The following is a 15,812-nucleotide window of genomic DNA, read 5'->3' as shown; positions in this document are numbered from 1 at the left end:
CACAGCGGGAACCCAAAACGATGCGCTTGTTGGAGGAATTAGATATTCCCAGCGATCGCCTCCAAGATGCCCTCACTGAACTCGATGAACTGATCCGGGGTTGGGCCGATAAATTTCACCAAAAAGGCCGGGAACCGACGGTTCTGCAAATGGTCGTTGGACCGCGAGATGATAGCTTTATGGCTTAACAGGGAACAGGGAACAGGGAACAGGGAACACCGGAACAGGGAACAGGGAACAGGGAACAGGGAACAGGGAACAGGGAACAGGGAACAGGGAACAGGGAACAGGGAACAGGTGGGGGAGACTCTGAGTTGAGGACGGGCGATCGCTCGAAATTGGACAACCGCCCAAAACCTCGACACCAAACCTCTACACCTGTTTCATTACCATAATTATCCAAAATTGTCAATATAAAATCAACAATTATTAAGGTTTGATGCCTGCTAGACAGGTCTGCAAAACCTGCTGTAACGTCTCTAACTCATCACCGAGTGCCAGACGTTGGAGATAACCGGAGGCGATGAGGGGGTGCGATCGCGGATCACTGTCTTCTCCCTTGAGGGCCGCTGCGATCGCATCGGCGGTGCGGCCACTCCCGTCTAAGACAAAGGTGGTGCGCCGTTCCTCGACACTACAGCCGACATCTTGCCAAGTAATCTCCCCGCCATTGCTGACCATCGTACAACTCGGGAAGCCAGCCGCGATGACCGTAGCGAGTTTAGCCAGCCAGGGACTTTCGGCCCCCCAGGTGTCGCCTGGAACCAGAACAAAATGACTGTGGTGAGGTTCAAGTTCAGCGGCGTCTGGGGAGATAGGAGGGGTTCCGTCGGGTAGAATCACGGTCCCGATCGCACAAACTCCAATCAGAGGGAAGGTGGCGCCAATCTGCTCACGGGCCTGACCCATCAGCTGCATGACACCACAATCGGTTCCCCCATCGATGACGACCCCGTTGAGACGTTGCATCAGCGGGGCCAACACTTCGGTAAAGAACTGTTGTAACCGATCTAAGGCCTCGGGTTCCATTTTGCTGGCCCCGCCGACTAAGACCAAAACCGGCTGGCCCGTGGCAATTCCAAGCTGATAGGGAAGTTCTTGCAGATCTGACCATTGATCAATTTGACTTCCGGTGGCGGTGTGTTGATTCTTAAAGCAAAAGTGACTCAGTTTCACGAAATAAAGGGTCAAAGATAAAGGATAACCGCTGAAGATTCCCGGTTAGCCCCAAGAATCGACGCTGCTCCAGTGTATCTATTGGATTTATCTTTTGTCTGCCCGGTTGGCAACTCAGAATCATTCTCAACCTATCGGTCTCTCAGAAGTTTGTTAACATAAATTCATATTTTGAACGGTTATGGCGATCGCCCCGGACCCCGAGACTTCTATTCGGGACGTTCATCTGCGAAACATTCCCAGGGCGATCGCCCCTCTTAACATTTTCGTACCATTCCAGAGCAAGGACGGTTGTTTTGCAAGTTTTTCAATCCCTCGATCGCGCCCAAAAACGTAATCTCAGCCTGTTATTTGTCGGAGGTCTCTTCTTCTGGTCCAGCATGGCCTCACTGCTGCCGACACTGCCGCTTTACGTCCAAGATCTCGGGGGCAGCCAACAGCAAATTGGCTGGGTGATGGGGTCCTTTGCCATTGGCTTGCTACTGTCGCGTCCCACCCTGGGCCGTTGGGCCGACCACCACAGCCGAGTTTTAGTTTTGCGAGTGGGAACGATTGTCGTGGCGATCGCCCCCCTCGGCTACCTCCTGGCCGACTCCATCCCGGAACTGATGGCCTTGCGAATCTTCCACGGCATCAGCATTGCCGCCTTCACCACCGCCTACAGTGCCTTAATTGCCGATCTCTCCCCCGCCAACCAACGAGGAGAACTCATCGGCTATATGAGCTTGGTGACACCCCTAGGATTAGCCATTGGACCGGCTCTAGGAGGTTTCGTGCAACAGGGACTCGGGTATGTATCCCTATTTCTGATGACCGCTGGTTTAGGACTGGTGAGTCTTCTGTGTTCTGGGTTTCTCGATAACGCTCCCGCCCCCAACCGCCAGGACGCTCGCGCTCGGGCCGCCTCTGCCACCCCCTCCGAGGGATTCTGGACCATGTTAGCCAGTCCCCGCATTCAAGTTCCGGCCACGCTGATGTTGATTGTGGGCTTAATTTTCGGGACGATTACCACCTTTGTCCCTCTGTATATCCAAGAAACGGGGGTTAACTTTAACCCCGGCTTTTTCTATACCATGACGGCTATCTCCAGTTTCACCATGCGGTTACTCACGGGACGAGCCTCCGATCGCCTGGGACGGGGTCTATTTATCAGTGGCGCTCTGATTTGCTATTTCCTAGCAATGGTACTGTTATGGCAAGCCCAGACCCCGGCGATGTTTGCCCTGGCAGGACTCATTGAAGGGATGGCGGCCGGAACCATGCTGCCGACGACCATCGCCTTGATGAGCGATCGCTCTCAAAGCCAAGAACGAGGACGGGTCTTTTCCCTCTGTATCGGTGGTTTTGACCTCGGGATTGCCATCGCTGGCCCCCTTCTCGGAACCTTTGCCGAGTCCCTCGGTTACGCTCAGCTCTTTGCCATTGCCGCTATCTTATCGGCGATCGCCCTGCTATTATTTGTAACCCGCAACAGCAAGGATATCTCCCACTCTTTCCGCTTCGCCCTGGGACGAGAACGGGATATTTATGCCTTAGAGCGCGGGATTTAAGAGTCTGAAGCGTCTCAGCCTGCCCGGTCAGGATGGAGACTAGGGGTTGACATTATCTAATTTCTATGCTAGAGACCAGCGCCCGTCAACAAGTCCGCCTCCTGATTCTAGGACGGTTTCTTTCACAAATTGGTACAGGGTTCACCCTCTTCTACGCGCCAATTTTCTTCGTTAACCAGGTGGGAATCTCGGCGACGCTGGTGGGAACGGCTCTCGGTGCGGCTTCCATTATCGGCATTGTGGGGCGAGTTCTCAGTGGCTCTTTGTGCGATTCGCCTCGCTTTGGCCGCAAACGAACCTTGCTGTTATCGGCGGTCTCCTCCGGGTTAGGATCGTTGATGCTGGCCAATACCCAAGACTTTTCCACCCTACTGCTGGGCAGTTTACTCAATGGATTGGGGCTAGGTCTCTATTGGCCCGCCGCCGAAACCATTGTGGCCGATCTCACCGAGCCAGAACAGCGGCGAGAAACCTATGCAATTAACCGTCTCGCCGATAGCCTTGGGCTAGAATTTGGCATTGTGTTGGGGGGTGCTTGGGTGGAATGGACCGATGACTATCGTCTCTTGTTTATCATTGACGCTATCTCCTATGTGGTCTTTTTTCTGCTGCTGGCGATCGCCCTCAAAGAAACCGTCTCCGAGACCTTACATCGGGATAACCCCATTAAAACCTGGTTGCGGGCTTTAGGCGATCGCACCCTCTTGGTCTACGCCGCCGCCAACATCCTCTTTACCACCTACATTTCTCAAAACCACACCGCCCTACCGGTGTATCTCAGTAACTTCGTTCCCGGAACCGAAGGCGGCGGCTTTCCGGCTAGAATTGTCAGTGGCTTATTTGCTTGGCATATTGCGGTGTCCGTGGTGCTGCAATTGCCCGTCGCCCGTTGGTTGAATCGCTTTAACCATGCTCAGGCCTTGATGATCTCCGGCGGGATCTGGGCGCTGAGTTTTGTGAGTGTTTGGGTGATTGGTGTCAGCAGTAATCCTCTGATTTGGGCAATTGTCGCCTTGGGGGTGATGGCGATCGCCACGATCTCCTATACCCCGTCCGCCTCGGCCCTGGTGGTGGAGTTGGCCCCTGAAGAGATGCGAGGGGTGTATCTGTCGATAAACTCGCTGTGTTGGGCCATTGGCTATGCGATCGGGCCACCCCTCGGAGGCGCCGCCCTCGATCGCTCCCAAACGGTCGCCAACAGCTTCTGGCTGGTCCTCGCGGCGAGTGTGGCCCTGATGATACCAATTCTGAAACAACTCGAACGTCGTCTTAACCGTCGTCTTGAGGCGCAAGGGCGATCGCAGACTCGCCCGATTACGGAGGATTCCCAGTCGTGAACGACCGCTAATCCCCATCTAATCCCCAGAATGGTCAATCAGGATAGTCAATATCCGTTTTTCTGAGGCGTTCTCAGGCGACGAGACGCGCAGATGGAACTTGAAACCCATAGTCTAGTCAAGTACCGATAGGATGAGGACCGCCCAAATCGGTGCATCGACGCTTAGGGTTGAGGCGTTCCCCGTTTCCTGCATCCCCCACACAGAAACGCCGACCGCCAGCTTTTGATTCCGAAGGACAGCCGATTGTCCCGGAATGGGTGTGCTCGAAGTTGAACCCCTTGAGGGAGCATCTACCATGACCAACCCAATCGCTCAACCTTCGTAATGGTTGGGAGATTTGGGCTTGATGTTGTTTCAGTAATCTCGGTGATGGTTAGCCCAGTAGCGCCCGAAAGTTCCATGACAGATTCCCTTGTGCAATGGTTAGTCGAACAATTGCAAACCGGTACTCGCGCCAGCCCCAAACATTGCCAAACCGTCGCTGAACGGATTGCGGAGGAAGTGACGCGAACTTGTGAACAAAGTCAACGCATTCAACGTTCAGGTGATGTTCTCGGCTGGGGTTATCATTTAGCACAACATCGTCTGCAACAAGTTCTACAGTATTATCGGCGCGGCTCCGAAGGGGGACGGTTAGATTTACATAGTACCCTCAGCGCCATTGTCTATCGTTATATCACCCCCCCAACCGTGCAGTCGAGTTATGGGGCGCGGTTGCAACTGATTGAGGATTTTTTGCAGGGGTTTTACGTCGAAACCCTGAACGCTTTGCGTCGTGAGGCGCAACTTCCACCGACGTACTCACCGCGATCGCTCCTGGAATTAGCCGAATATCTGGCGTTTACCGAACGCTATGGGAAACGGCGCATTCATCTCAATCGAGGACGCAGTCAGCAGTTAGTGATTTTACGCGCCCAGACCTTTGCACAGCAACAACCTTTGGAATACTCCGTTGACTTACAACAGGCCAGTGATGGAAAGCCGAATGAAGGGGGGAGCAGCTGGGGGGAAGCGTCGCTGGCTCAAGTCCGCGATCGCATGGTAGACCGCGCCCAAGATCCCACCGATGATTTATTGCGCAATCGCATTATCGAGGAGCTGATCACATACCTCGATGAGAATGATCAAAGTGCGTGTGCAGACTACTTTGTTTTGCGGCTACAGGACTTGCCAACCGGGGAGATTGAAGCCATCCTAGGGTTAGACCCCCGCCAGCGAGATTATTTACAACAACGGTTTAAGTACCATCTGATCCGATTTGCGCTGTCCCACCGCTGGGAGTTGGTTCATCAATGGCTCGATGCGGATCTCGATCGCAATCTGGGGATGACGACGGTGGAATGGGAGACCTTCCTCGACACCTGTCAACCGGCTGAGTTGAGCTTACTTGAAGGGAAACGTCGGGGCGATGATGATCAAGACTTAGCTCAACAGTTGGGAATCAGTCTCTCTCAACTCCAGCGACGTTGGTTTACGCTCCTCAAGCGGGCCTGGGACTATCGCAATGATTGATATGAGTCAAACCCAATGGGTGACAAAAATCTCGGTCAGGGGGGAAAATCGAGCCAAGTGTTCATACAGGCCTCTAAATAAAAGGCCTCGCACTGAGATCTCTAAGCTAGACCGCGCCATCAGGAACCGGACGGACCAACGTCCGGAGAAGGGAAGTCAACGAATGAATAATGATAGGAACCAATGGAGTCAGGAGGAGGAGCGGTTAGCAGAACGCTTCCTCGCCTGGCTTTTACAAGAGGTCATCCAGGACAATAAACCTGACGCGGGAGCGGGTGTCGAACCCCATCGCTCCCAATCTAGGTTTCTGGACTTTGACGCGATACCAATAGGAGAGGAATCCACCGTGCAGAACCGTTTTCAGGCGCTTTTGAAGCGTCGCATTCAACAAGAACTCGAACAGAACTTACCGCTGTTCCCCTGGGAAACCGGCGAGGTTTTGGAATACGCCAATGATCCCGTTGACGAGGAAGCTGATTCGAGAGTTCCCACGTATGTCTGGTTACCGCAACTCGAACAGCTACGGCTCCCGGTTACCATCTCGGAAGACACCTTCGCGCAACTGTTAGTCCGCTGTCAGCAGTTGTTACGAACCTCGCTACGTCAAGGAGAACGCTTAGTGGCGGCGGTGGAAGGCCTTTTCCCCGATCGCACTGAGGAGTTAAATATCTGGACGGAGCGTTTGTTGGTGTGGTCCACCAGCCGCAGCGGTGAGACGCTGATTGAGCCGTCTGAGGGGGAATTTCCCAGCAGTTATGAGGGTGCGACTCCCACTCAGCAGATGCTGTTGTCGCTGTTGGCGGCGAAGGAAATTGTCGAATCCTTATCGTTGCACGTCTCGGCCAGTCGTCCGAGCGATCGCCGTCAATGGCTCACGGCTCAAGGACTTTTGCAACTTGAGGCCCGGTTCCAGACTGAGGATGACGCTTCTCAATTGCGAGTCTGTTGTCAACTTCCCGATGGGGGTCGCGTTCAGTTACGCGGTGAGGGAGCCATGAACACCGCACAACGCTCAACTCCCGGTCACATCACTGTTGAACTGGCGGATATTCAAGTCAATCACACCTATACCCTCGAAGTCCATCTCGATACATCCGGGCAATCTCCCCTTGTGTTTTCCATTTGTCCAACGCTCTAATTCCTAGAGGGTTTAGACAAATCGATTAGGACGAATAAACCCTGCTGTTTTCTAGCACAGTGGCAACTTCACGGTTTCTGGTTGTCATAGTTGAACTGTCTATTTTTTGTCCTGTAGGGCGGGATATCCTAACGTCTGAGCCAGCCGTTAAAGGTAAAGCGGCTATCCTCAAATTTGTTGGAGGAACAGCGAACCGGCATCACTTCATGTTGACAACGGCTGTTGAAGAACACGAGCCGATTGTTGCGGGGAGTGATGGTTTTGAAGTGGTTGCGATCGCGTAGGCGACCGTCACTGGCATTGGTTTCATATAACCGCAGTTCTCCCCCCGAAAACTGCGCGGGTTCCCGGTGGACATAGTAGACATAGGTCAGTTCGCGGGTGACGGTTTCTGGACTCCCTGAGTCGTTATGAACCTTGTAATAGCAGCCATCTCCATGAACCGTCAGTTGCATCTCCACTTGAGTCACCGGGAAGGGAGAATGCTGAAGGGGAGTCCAAACTTGTGGCAACACCACGAGGATTTGATGTTTGAGCCGGTGATAAAACTGGGGGAAATGGGTGGCGTAGAGAATCGAGGACTGGCGGTAGTTATCGGCTTTACTGGTGGTGCTAGACGGAACCAAGTCTTGGCGTTGATTCAGGGCAATGTCTAGGGCCTGACGATTCTCCTCGGGGCTTAAAAAATCGTCGAGACAGACCACTGCATCGAGTTCCTGGGAACTCGATGCGGGGACTGTTTCTTGGGCCAGGGTTCCGATTGTGGCGAGGGAGCGGCTCATGTGGCTCAGGGAAGACAATTCGGGAAGGTTCTGTGTTGTCTGAGCCAGGGTCAATATATCTAGGGCAATTTTGGCACGCTCCGACGGTGCTAGGCTACTATCGTTGAGTAAGGCTTCTAGGGTGGTGAGAGACTGTTCGATTAGGGTGTGAAACCGACGGTCGAGATTGAGGTTCGGGGCGGTTTCCCGGTTGGGAGAACTCGACGGTGGGGTGGCGGTCATAAGCGGTGCTTGGAACGATCAGCAGGGAAAAGGAGAGGGTAAACGCTCTCGGTTTACCCTCTCCCTAATGTAGTTCTTTTTGGCCGATGGGTTGCGATCGCGCCGCCTCTGGGCTAATGATCGCTCAACCGTCATGAAATCGCTGGAAAAATGGCTGAGTTGGGAGTGGAGTAGATGCACCTGGACGTCAGTAAACCAGTTGTGGTGACAATTTTGGCAGCTAAACTGATGAACGGTTCTGAGCGATTAATGGTGACGACGACGCAATGTTTTCAGGGTAGCACCGATGCCGACCAAGCCGAGCAGGGCCATGGGTTCGGGAACTTCCCGAGATTCGGGAGTCGGTGCGGGGGTGGGTAGGGGAGTTGGCACAACCGTGGGAACCGGTGTCGGCTCTGACGTGGGTTCGGGTTCGGGTTCGATGATCTCGTTAGAGGTTTCCCCTCGTAATTTGCTGCTCCCTTCACGGTTATCGCCAACGCTCATCAGACGCACACCGAACATACTCTCGGTAAAGAGGTCTAAGGAGAGGTCTTGGCTGTCATGTTCGAGGAGAAAGGAGGTACCTTGAATATCATAGTTGGCAATCCCTTGTTGACCAATGTCAAAGCCCATCGTGTACTGAGAGGCTTTTTTACCGCCACCATTGAGGCCATTCCCACCACCAAACCCAAAATCGGTTGTCCCCCCGCTATCGATTCTAAAGTCATCGGACCCGATGCTGTAGAAGTTGGCTGCATCGATGTCGTCAAAGGGGTTGCTGGCGGCGGTTGCACTTAAGCCGCTGAGGAGAGATTCATCGTTGATATTCAGGAATAGCCCTCGCAGGTCAGCCATGTTGACGCTGGTATCGACTCTGAAGTCAAATTGAATGCCACCACCGACTTGCGTGAGCGAGTAGTCAACTTTGGTGTCATCCTGTTCGTAGTTATAGAGAGAACCACTCAGGCTGAAGGCGTGAGCGGGAGACGCTGCGATCGCCATTGCCGAGGGAACAAGAAAACTGAGACCGACTGTCAAGATTTTATTCATGTTTGTCCTAGATTAAATTTGAGCAACACCACTCCTATCTCTAATATAAGCGAACTCTGGGGGCAGTTTTAGGAAGTTTCTGTAAAGTTGTCGGGCAGTTATGTGAAATTTTGATGGGACTGGCTTCTCCTAACCGGGAAAATTCTCCTGAATTTAGGCCGACTGGGGAATACCACAGGGTCAATTGGACGAAATTCGGCGTATACGGTTCCCCGCCCTAATCCTTAATCAGTACAAATACTATAAAGTTTTCTAGCATTGGTGAGTTAGATCACCAAAAACCTCCGTGTATTTGATGAGGTAGCATGTGGCGAATCCTTTGTGGCACAGTAGTCAGTAGCCCCCGAGTGATTTCGACTCTCTGAGGGCAAATCCTGTTCCCTGATTCCCCCGAGACCTGCTATGTCTGCTTCTGATTCCCGACGTTGGACTGATGTCCCCCTGATAGGTCGCGTCGGGGAGTTTTGGCGATCGCTCCCCCCTCCAGTTGCTGAAGAGTCGGTGACGTTACGGGTGCTGGTGCAATTGCTGGTGATTGTGGGGATTGTGGCCACGGATGTGGCGGCGGGAACCCTGATTAGCCTCTGGGCGGTTCCGTTGAGTATCATTGGCGCAAGCTGGAGTTGGCTGCGTCGCCGCGATCGCAATATGGTTCTAAAGTTTGTTTTGGCGATCGCCCTGATTGTGACGTTGGTGGTCTTTCTCAACAACCTCGTGACCACGCTCAACGATACGCGGGTTATTCTAGCAGAACTGCTGATTCAGGTGCAAGTCCTGCATACCTTCGATTTACCCCGACGCAAGGATTTAGGCTATTCGATGGTCATCGCCTTGATTCTGATTGGGGTGGCGGGAACCATTAGCCAAACCATGGCCTTTGCACCGTTTCTGGTCTTGTTTCTGCTGTTGGCGATTCCCACCTTGATCTATGATTATCGCTCTCGTTTGGGGTTGGGCGATCGCGCCTCAGGCCAGCCTCAAACCTCGGTCATCCGGAGTTTGCGCCAGTCATTTCCCTGGAAAGCCAGCCTAACTCTCAGCTTACTGGTGCTGAGTTTAGGGTTAGTGCTATTTGCGGCGATTCCTCGGGTTCCGGGATATCAGTTACGCTCGTTTCCCGTTAGTAGTACCATTGACTTTCGCGGTGACTTCGATGGCCGTAATATCGTCAGTCCCAACGCTCAAGGAGATGGGAGTGACTTAGATGGAGATGGCTCTGGAGAAGCCGCTGACGGTCCCGGAGAGGTGGATGAGACTTTCTATTCTGGGTTTGCGGAGAGTATGAACCAAAACTTGCGGGGGTCGATGACGCCTCAGGTGGTGATGCGGGTGCGATCGCAGGCCCCCGGATTTTGGCGAGTGATTGCCTTTGACGAGTATACCGGACAGGGTTGGCGCGTCTCCAGAAACGACGATGTGCGGGAGGTTCGCCGTTCATCTTGGAGTTTCCGCTTTGACTTACCCTTTATGGGACCGCGCAGTTACACCCAGGAGGTGATTCAAACCTATAGCATTGTCGCCGATTTTCCGGGACTGATTCCGGTTCTGGACCAACCCCGCTATCTCTATTTTCCCACAGAGGATGTGGCCATTGGTCCAGAAGGGTCGTTGCGTTCCCCCGTTCCCCTGTCGGATGGGTTGACCTATAGTGTGGTGTCTCATGTCTCCTTGCGCGATCGCACTCGCTTAGGAGAAGCCGCCACCACCTATCGCGACGCCATCTCCGAGGTCTATCTACAAGTTCCCGAGGAGATTAACGAGCGATTACGGGACTATAGCGAATCGGTCTTAGCCAACGCCGTCAACCCGCTAGACAACCCCTATGAGATATCTCTGTATCTGGCCCAACATCTCAAACAGACCTATGATATTCCTCAAGACCCCTTTGGCTTAGCCTTTCTCGATGAAGGGGAAGACTTGGCCCTCAACTTTCTTTTCCGCTGCGAGGAGTCCCCCAATCCAGCGGCTTGTACTCCCGGCGGCTATCCCGACCATTTCTCGACGGTGTTAACTCTCCTATTGCGTTCCCTGGGGATTCCCGCGCGACTGGCGACCGGATTCGGGCCGGGGGACTTCAACCCCTTTACCGGCTTATACGAGGTCAAGAATACCCATGCGTTCGCCTTAACGGAAGTGTATTTCCCCAGTCATGGTTGGTTCGCCTTTGACCCCATTCCTGGCCATGAGGTGATTCCCCCCTCCGTGAGTGAATATGAACCCTTTGGGGTATTACGACAATTTTGGGATTGGATTGCAGGTTGGCTTCCCTCTCCGGTGACGGGGTTTATTAACGGCCTGTTCGTGATGCTGGGCCGGGGGATTGATTGGTTCTTAGCGCGATTCGCTCAGGGATGGCTGGGGGTATTAAGTGGTTTGTTAACTCTGGTTCTGTTTAGCTTTGCCGGATGGCTGAGTTGGCAGGGATGGCGGGAGTGGAAACGCCGCCGTTGGCTGTCGAAGTTGGCGGCGATGGAGCGGTTATATCAGCAGATGTTGCAGCAGTTGGCGGCTGATGGCTGTCCGAAACATCCGGCTCAAACCCCTTTGGAGTTTGCGCGTCAGGTGGGCGATCGCTATCCTCCCGAAGTGCATAGCATAGTATCTCAAATTTGTCAAGCCTATGTGGGTTGGCGTTATGGGAAGGAGTCGGTTCCAGTTGAGGAGTTACGCCAGCAATGGCAGACGGTGCAGCGTCGAGACTGGCGGCGCAAGTTGGCGACGTTAAGGGGACGTTAATTCGGGTAGGGGCGAAAAATCTTTCGCCCCTATTTATCTCCTGAGGGAGAACCCTGGGGGGATGTTGTGAGAGAACACCAGCAACAGCCGACTTGCGAGTCGTCAGAGAAGGGGTTTTCGCCGTCTTTTCCCCCTCGGCGATGTTGCCAATGATAGAGGACTAAAATGAGACTTAAGCTAAAGCCGAGATAGCTATCAATGTAAAGTCCCACGACATTGGAGATGAGACATTCTAAGAGTTCAAGGAAAGATGGGTTGGAGAGGGTGTTTTGGGGTTTCATGATGTCGCCTTAAGCCGGGATACCTCTATCCAAAACCAGGCTAAAAATTATTGTAAATGGCTATAAAATTGCAATCAATATAAAGTTAATCGGTTGAAATTTTGGGATATAAATTTAAATAAAATTTCGGTTTATTCCCCTCGTGTCATGGCTGAAGCCGTGACACGGACCCTGGGCGGCTCTGCCGCCTATACTCGGGAAGCCGAGCCGCTCCAAGGGCATGACTTGGCCCGAGCTAAATCACAAGGGAAGGCAAACAAACGGGAGTCTTCGCCCTGAACTCTCAAGACTTATATTAAAGGTAATTAAAGTCAATCAAAGCAAATAAAAACAAATAATACATCCAGCTTGTAACATTTTTTAATAACATAAATCAAATCCCCAGACCAATTACCATATAGAGCTTGTAGCCATTTAGGCTCGAACCAAAAAGCCAAAAAATAAAGCCAATTTTGCAAGGCTTGTGCTACCTTGAAAATAAACAAACCTGCGGCAGCTCATCCCCAACCTGAAGCCGTCAGCACCAGCCACGACGAGAGGTGAAACCATGTTCAACCCCAATCCCTCCTCCTTCCAGGAACAGTTCTTACATCACCTCAGCGAAACCGTGATGTGGAACAGCCGCAGCGAACCCCAAAGCTGGTGTTTTTGGTGGCGTTTCCATCCCCAAAATCGACATCAGACGAACAGCGACGTCGCCAAACAGATTCGTCAGTCCCTAAACCAAGGCTTTCACACCCGTAATATGCCCGCCACCCTAGCGGCGGTTATCGGGAAAGTCCAAGAGACATTCGCCGCTGAAATGGCCGCCGATGGAGTGAACGGGCAAGACTTGAAACGGGAACGAGGCTGGAGTCCGAAAACTCCCGAAGACCGTTATCCTTGGCAAGTGATTTATGACTGGTTCTGGACTTGTAAATTTCCCCGTGAGGGTTGGAGTTGGGCGACGAAATTGGCCGGTTGTGGGGTGAAAGAGTTGCAGATGAAACCCCTCAATTCCAGCGAATTTCGTCGGAAACTGGATTTGGGGGACATTCCCAGCCGCGAGACGAGTCTCGAAGCGAAAGAACCCTATTATTTAGAGGTGACTTTACCCGAAAGTGGCTATTTACTGTTGCTTAATTGCAGTCAAGACTCGTCGAGAGAGAATCCGATGACCCGGATTTGTCTGTCTCCCTCCCAAGCCTTTCAGCCGAACCCCCGCTGTCAGGCTCATCAACCTCTCCATATCCCCGATAACGAGGGGTTGGTCTCGTCGTTAAGGTTTACGGAGGTGGGGGAGGAGTATTTTTTGGCCATTGTCACGGAAACTCCCCTGGCCTTGTCTTGGGTTCGTCCTGATGGTGAACCGAGGGATATTGAGGTGGATGAACAACGGTTAGGGGAGATTTTTCGGGAACTGGGTAAACAGTGGCAAGGAAAGTTGTTTTATAAACGCTTTCAGGTGCAGGAGGGGTGAGGGAAAGGACGGCTGGGGCGAACTCGGAGATATCCTGTTTTGTTGGACGTTGAGGTGAAAGTCAGCAGATGTTTGAGACAAGTTTTGAGGAAATTCAACGGTTGCGTCGCCAGTCACTGATGGCTTATGAGACGGGTGACTATGCGCGGGGGGTTCACTTGGCTGAACAAGCCTGTCATCTGGGGAAATCTGCCTTTGGAACTCATCATTCTGAGTATGCCACTTTATTAAACAATTTGGCGTTACTGTACTGGAAGATGGGGCGGTGGGGGGAGGCGGAACCCCTTTACCGCCAAGCGATGGAGATTCGCAAACAGCAGTTGGGAGACGGTCATCCTGACTATGCCACGAGTTTAAACGATTTGGCGTCACTGTACCTAGCAACCAATCGCCCCAACGCCGCCTTGGAACTCATGCAAGATGCCATCACCATTCAAAATCGGGTGCTGGGCGAGGTATTCGCCATCAGCAGTGACCGACAACGGTTAGCCTATCTGGAACAAAGCTATTGGCAATTAGAAGTCTTCCTCTCCCTCGTACAGCAACATTTCTCCCATGACCCCAACGTCACACAAGCGGCCCTGGATGTCCTGTTGCAACGCAAGGGCCTAGCCACCGAAGCGGGACTGGTGTTGCGAACCTCCATCCTTTCCCAACGCTACCGTCACCTGGCCCCCCAATATGAAGAGTACCGAGAACTGATTCGTCAACAGGCCTATCTACAATTTCAGGCCCCCCCTCAGTTACAGGACAAACTCCCGCAACAGTTGCAGGCGTTACGGCAAAAACAGGAGGCCCTAGAACAAGTCCTCGGTCGGCAAATCCCGGAAATGAACCTGGAACAGCAGTTAAAACAAGCCAATTGCCAAGCCATCGCCGCCAACCTCCCCCCCGGTTCAAGTCTGGTTGAGTTTGTCCAATATCACCCCTACAATTTCTCGGCGATACCGGGAGAACCGTCCTGGTCATCGCCCCGTTATCTCGCCTTTATCCTAACCGCTGGTCAACCCGAGGCGGTGGAGATGCTGGATTTGGGGGAGGTGGCCCCGATTGATGAGGACTGTCGCCGGTTCCGCCGTTGGGCTTCTGGGGAACATTCTAAATCTTCCCCTGATAGTCGGGTGGCGGCTTTAGATATCCCAGAAACCGCTCAGGATACCCCGAGTTATGACTATCCGGAGGTGGGCAAACATCTCTATCAACGTCTCATTCAACCCTTAACCCCCTATCTCTCCCCGCAACAGGTTCTCTATCTTTGCCCGGATGGGGAATTGACGACTCTCCCCTTTAGCTTGCTCTCTAGGGATGGCATTCAGGAGTTGATGGGGGAGTTTGAGTTGCGCTATCTCAATGTGGGGCGGGATATTTTGCGCCTGACGGTGAAAATTCCCGTGCAGTTGAGCCAGCCGTTGGTGATTGCCAATCCGGATTTTAATTTGGGTCTCCATCTCCCTCAGGAGGAATCCCTTGTTGCAGCCGCCTCTCCCCAGGGACGCCAATTCCGCCTGCGTCTCCCCCGAGAGGTCATCCTCGCCACTCTGGTTAGTCTTGGGTTTTTCGGGGTTTTGCTGCTGTTGGCTCTGTTTCCTGAATGGGTTGGGGGACTGTTGTTGCTGGGGATTCTGCTGCTTCCTGTTGTGCTTCCCCGATGGTTGGAGTTGTCGGACTCTGCCAATCCAGGGGTTTCCTCGGCGGTGGGGTCGTCGGGAATTCGGGCCGATGACTTCAACTCGGGTCCATCTTTGGCGGATAGGGCCAAGATGGCTGTGAATTTGGGGTCTCTACGTCGGGAGTTGGGGAGTCAGGAGAAATTACCCTTCTCCCCGCTTCCGGGAACTCAGTTGGAGGGGGAACGGGTGGCTCAATTTTTGGGGGTGGCGGCTTATCTGGACGGCCAGGCGGTCAAGTCGTTGCTCTCTCAATGTCGCTCGCCCAAAGTGCTGCATCTGGCGACCCACGGTTATTTCCTTGGGCTGACGTCCCAGGAGTCTCCGACGGCTGAGACAGCCTCGGAGATGGCCTGGGGGGGGAAGTTGGCTTCGGGACTGGACCCCCTGACTCGCTCGGGTTTGGCCTTGGCAGGGGCGAATACGGCCTTGGTCTCGCCGGGGGAGTTACCCGTTGAGGCGGAGGAAGGTCTGCTGACGGCTCAGGGGACGATGGGGTTGGATTTGACGGGAACCTGGTTAGTGGTGTTGTCGGCTTGTGATACGGCGTTGGGGGGAAAGTCGATTGGTGAGGGGGTGATGGGGTTGCGCCGTTCTTTCATTTTGGCGGGTGCGGAAACGGTGGTGATGAGTTTATGGTCGGTCCCGGATGTGCCAACGGCGATTTTGATGAACCGATTCTACGAGAATTTGTTTGAACGGGGTCTCCCCCGGACGAAGGGGTTGGAGGAGGCTCAGGCCTATTTACGGGGTTTGCGGGTGGGGCAGATTCGTCAAACTTGGTTGACGGACAAGGTCATCGCTCGGGTGGGGGTGATTTCTTATAAGAGCGGTCAATGGCTTAAGGAGTTGTCGGGAAAACCGGATGATTGGAGGCCTTTTGTGTCTCCAGAGTTCTGGGCGGCGTTTGTTTGTAT

The 15,812-nt window shown here is 53.3% G+C and carries 11 protein-coding genes and 1 pseudogene; 8 read left to right on the top strand and 4 right to left on the bottom strand.

Translation table 11 applies throughout. The features are described from left to right. A pseudogene (gene hetR, locus R6U67_RS10525) lies at positions 1-188 on the top strand (heterocyst differentiation control protein); the annotation flags it as partial. Positions 189-429: 241 nt separating this feature from the next. On the opposite strand, the gene R6U67_RS10520 reads toward hetR, so the two are convergent. Further along, positions 430-1,191 carry a hypothetical protein gene (locus tag R6U67_RS10520; RefSeq protein ID WP_410252501.1) on the bottom strand — a complete coding sequence of 254 codons (762 nt, stop codon included), beginning with the start codon at positions 1,189-1,191 and terminating at the stop codon, positions 430-432. Positions 1,192-1,472: 281 nt separating this feature from the next. On the opposite strand from R6U67_RS10520, the gene R6U67_RS10515 reads away from it, so the two are divergent. From R6U67_RS10515 to R6U67_RS10500, 4 genes are all read left to right on the top strand, one after another. Then, positions 1,473-2,726: an MFS transporter gene (locus R6U67_RS10515; protein WP_410252500.1), complete on the top strand. Its 1,254-nt coding sequence runs from the start codon at positions 1,473-1,475 to the stop codon at positions 2,724-2,726. Between the two features lie 65 nt (positions 2,727-2,791). After that, positions 2,792-4,063, top strand: a complete 1,272-nt coding sequence (locus R6U67_RS10510; RefSeq protein ID WP_410252499.1) for an MDR family MFS transporter — start codon at positions 2,792-2,794, stop codon at positions 4,061-4,063. A gap of 402 nt (positions 4,064-4,465) precedes the next feature. Then, positions 4,466-5,578 carry a heterocyst differentiation protein HetZ gene (gene hetZ, locus R6U67_RS10505; RefSeq protein ID WP_410252498.1) on the top strand — a complete coding sequence of 371 codons (1,113 nt, stop codon included), beginning with the start codon at positions 4,466-4,468 and terminating at the stop codon, positions 5,576-5,578. A 163-nt stretch (positions 5,579-5,741) separates the two neighbouring features. Next, positions 5,742-6,716 (top strand): hypothetical protein, encoded by a 975-nt coding sequence (locus R6U67_RS10500; protein WP_410252497.1) that lies wholly within the window; start codon positions 5,742-5,744, stop codon positions 6,714-6,716. 128 nt (positions 6,717-6,844) lie between these two features. On the opposite strand, the gene R6U67_RS10495 is transcribed toward R6U67_RS10500, so the two are convergent. Then, a complete protein-coding gene (locus R6U67_RS10495; RefSeq protein WP_410252496.1) occupies positions 6,845-7,720 on the bottom strand; it encodes a 2OG-Fe(II) oxygenase in 876 nt (291 codons plus the stop codon). A gap of 246 nt (positions 7,721-7,966) precedes the next feature. Continuing rightward, entirely contained in the window at positions 7,967-8,752 is a 786-nt protein-coding gene (locus R6U67_RS10490; RefSeq protein ID WP_410252495.1) for a PEP-CTERM sorting domain-containing protein, read from the bottom strand. A gap of 402 nt (positions 8,753-9,154) precedes the next feature. On the opposite strand from R6U67_RS10490, the gene R6U67_RS10485 reads away from it, so the two are divergent. Beyond that, positions 9,155-11,488 (top strand): transglutaminaseTgpA domain-containing protein, encoded by a 2,334-nt coding sequence (locus R6U67_RS10485; RefSeq protein ID WP_410252494.1) that lies wholly within the window; start codon positions 9,155-9,157, stop codon positions 11,486-11,488. A gap of 29 nt (positions 11,489-11,517) precedes the next feature. On the opposite strand, the gene R6U67_RS10480 is transcribed toward R6U67_RS10485, so the two are convergent. Continuing rightward, positions 11,518-11,769 carry a hypothetical protein gene (locus R6U67_RS10480; protein WP_170189700.1) on the bottom strand — a complete coding sequence of 84 codons (252 nt, stop codon included), beginning with the start codon at positions 11,767-11,769 and terminating at the stop codon, positions 11,518-11,520. Positions 11,770-12,316: 547 nt separating this feature from the next. On the opposite strand from R6U67_RS10480, the gene R6U67_RS10475 reads away from it, so the two are divergent. Both R6U67_RS10475 and R6U67_RS10470 read left to right on the top strand, forming a co-directional pair. Beyond that, positions 12,317-13,228 carry a DUF4384 domain-containing protein gene (locus tag R6U67_RS10475; protein WP_410252493.1) on the top strand — a complete coding sequence of 304 codons (912 nt, stop codon included), beginning with the start codon at positions 12,317-12,319 and terminating at the stop codon, positions 13,226-13,228. Between the two features lie 68 nt (positions 13,229-13,296). Then, positions 13,297-15,812 (top strand): CHAT domain-containing protein (locus R6U67_RS10470; protein ID WP_410252492.1); only part of this gene is annotated, 2,516 nt, incomplete at its 3' end.

The organism is Sodalinema sp. (assembly GCF_046483825.1).
Lineage (GTDB): Bacteria > Cyanobacteriota > Cyanobacteriia > Cyanobacteriales > Geitlerinemataceae > Sodalinema.
The sequence above is the reverse complement of the archived record's forward strand: the minus strand, read 5'-3'. Positions and strand labels throughout refer to the sequence as shown.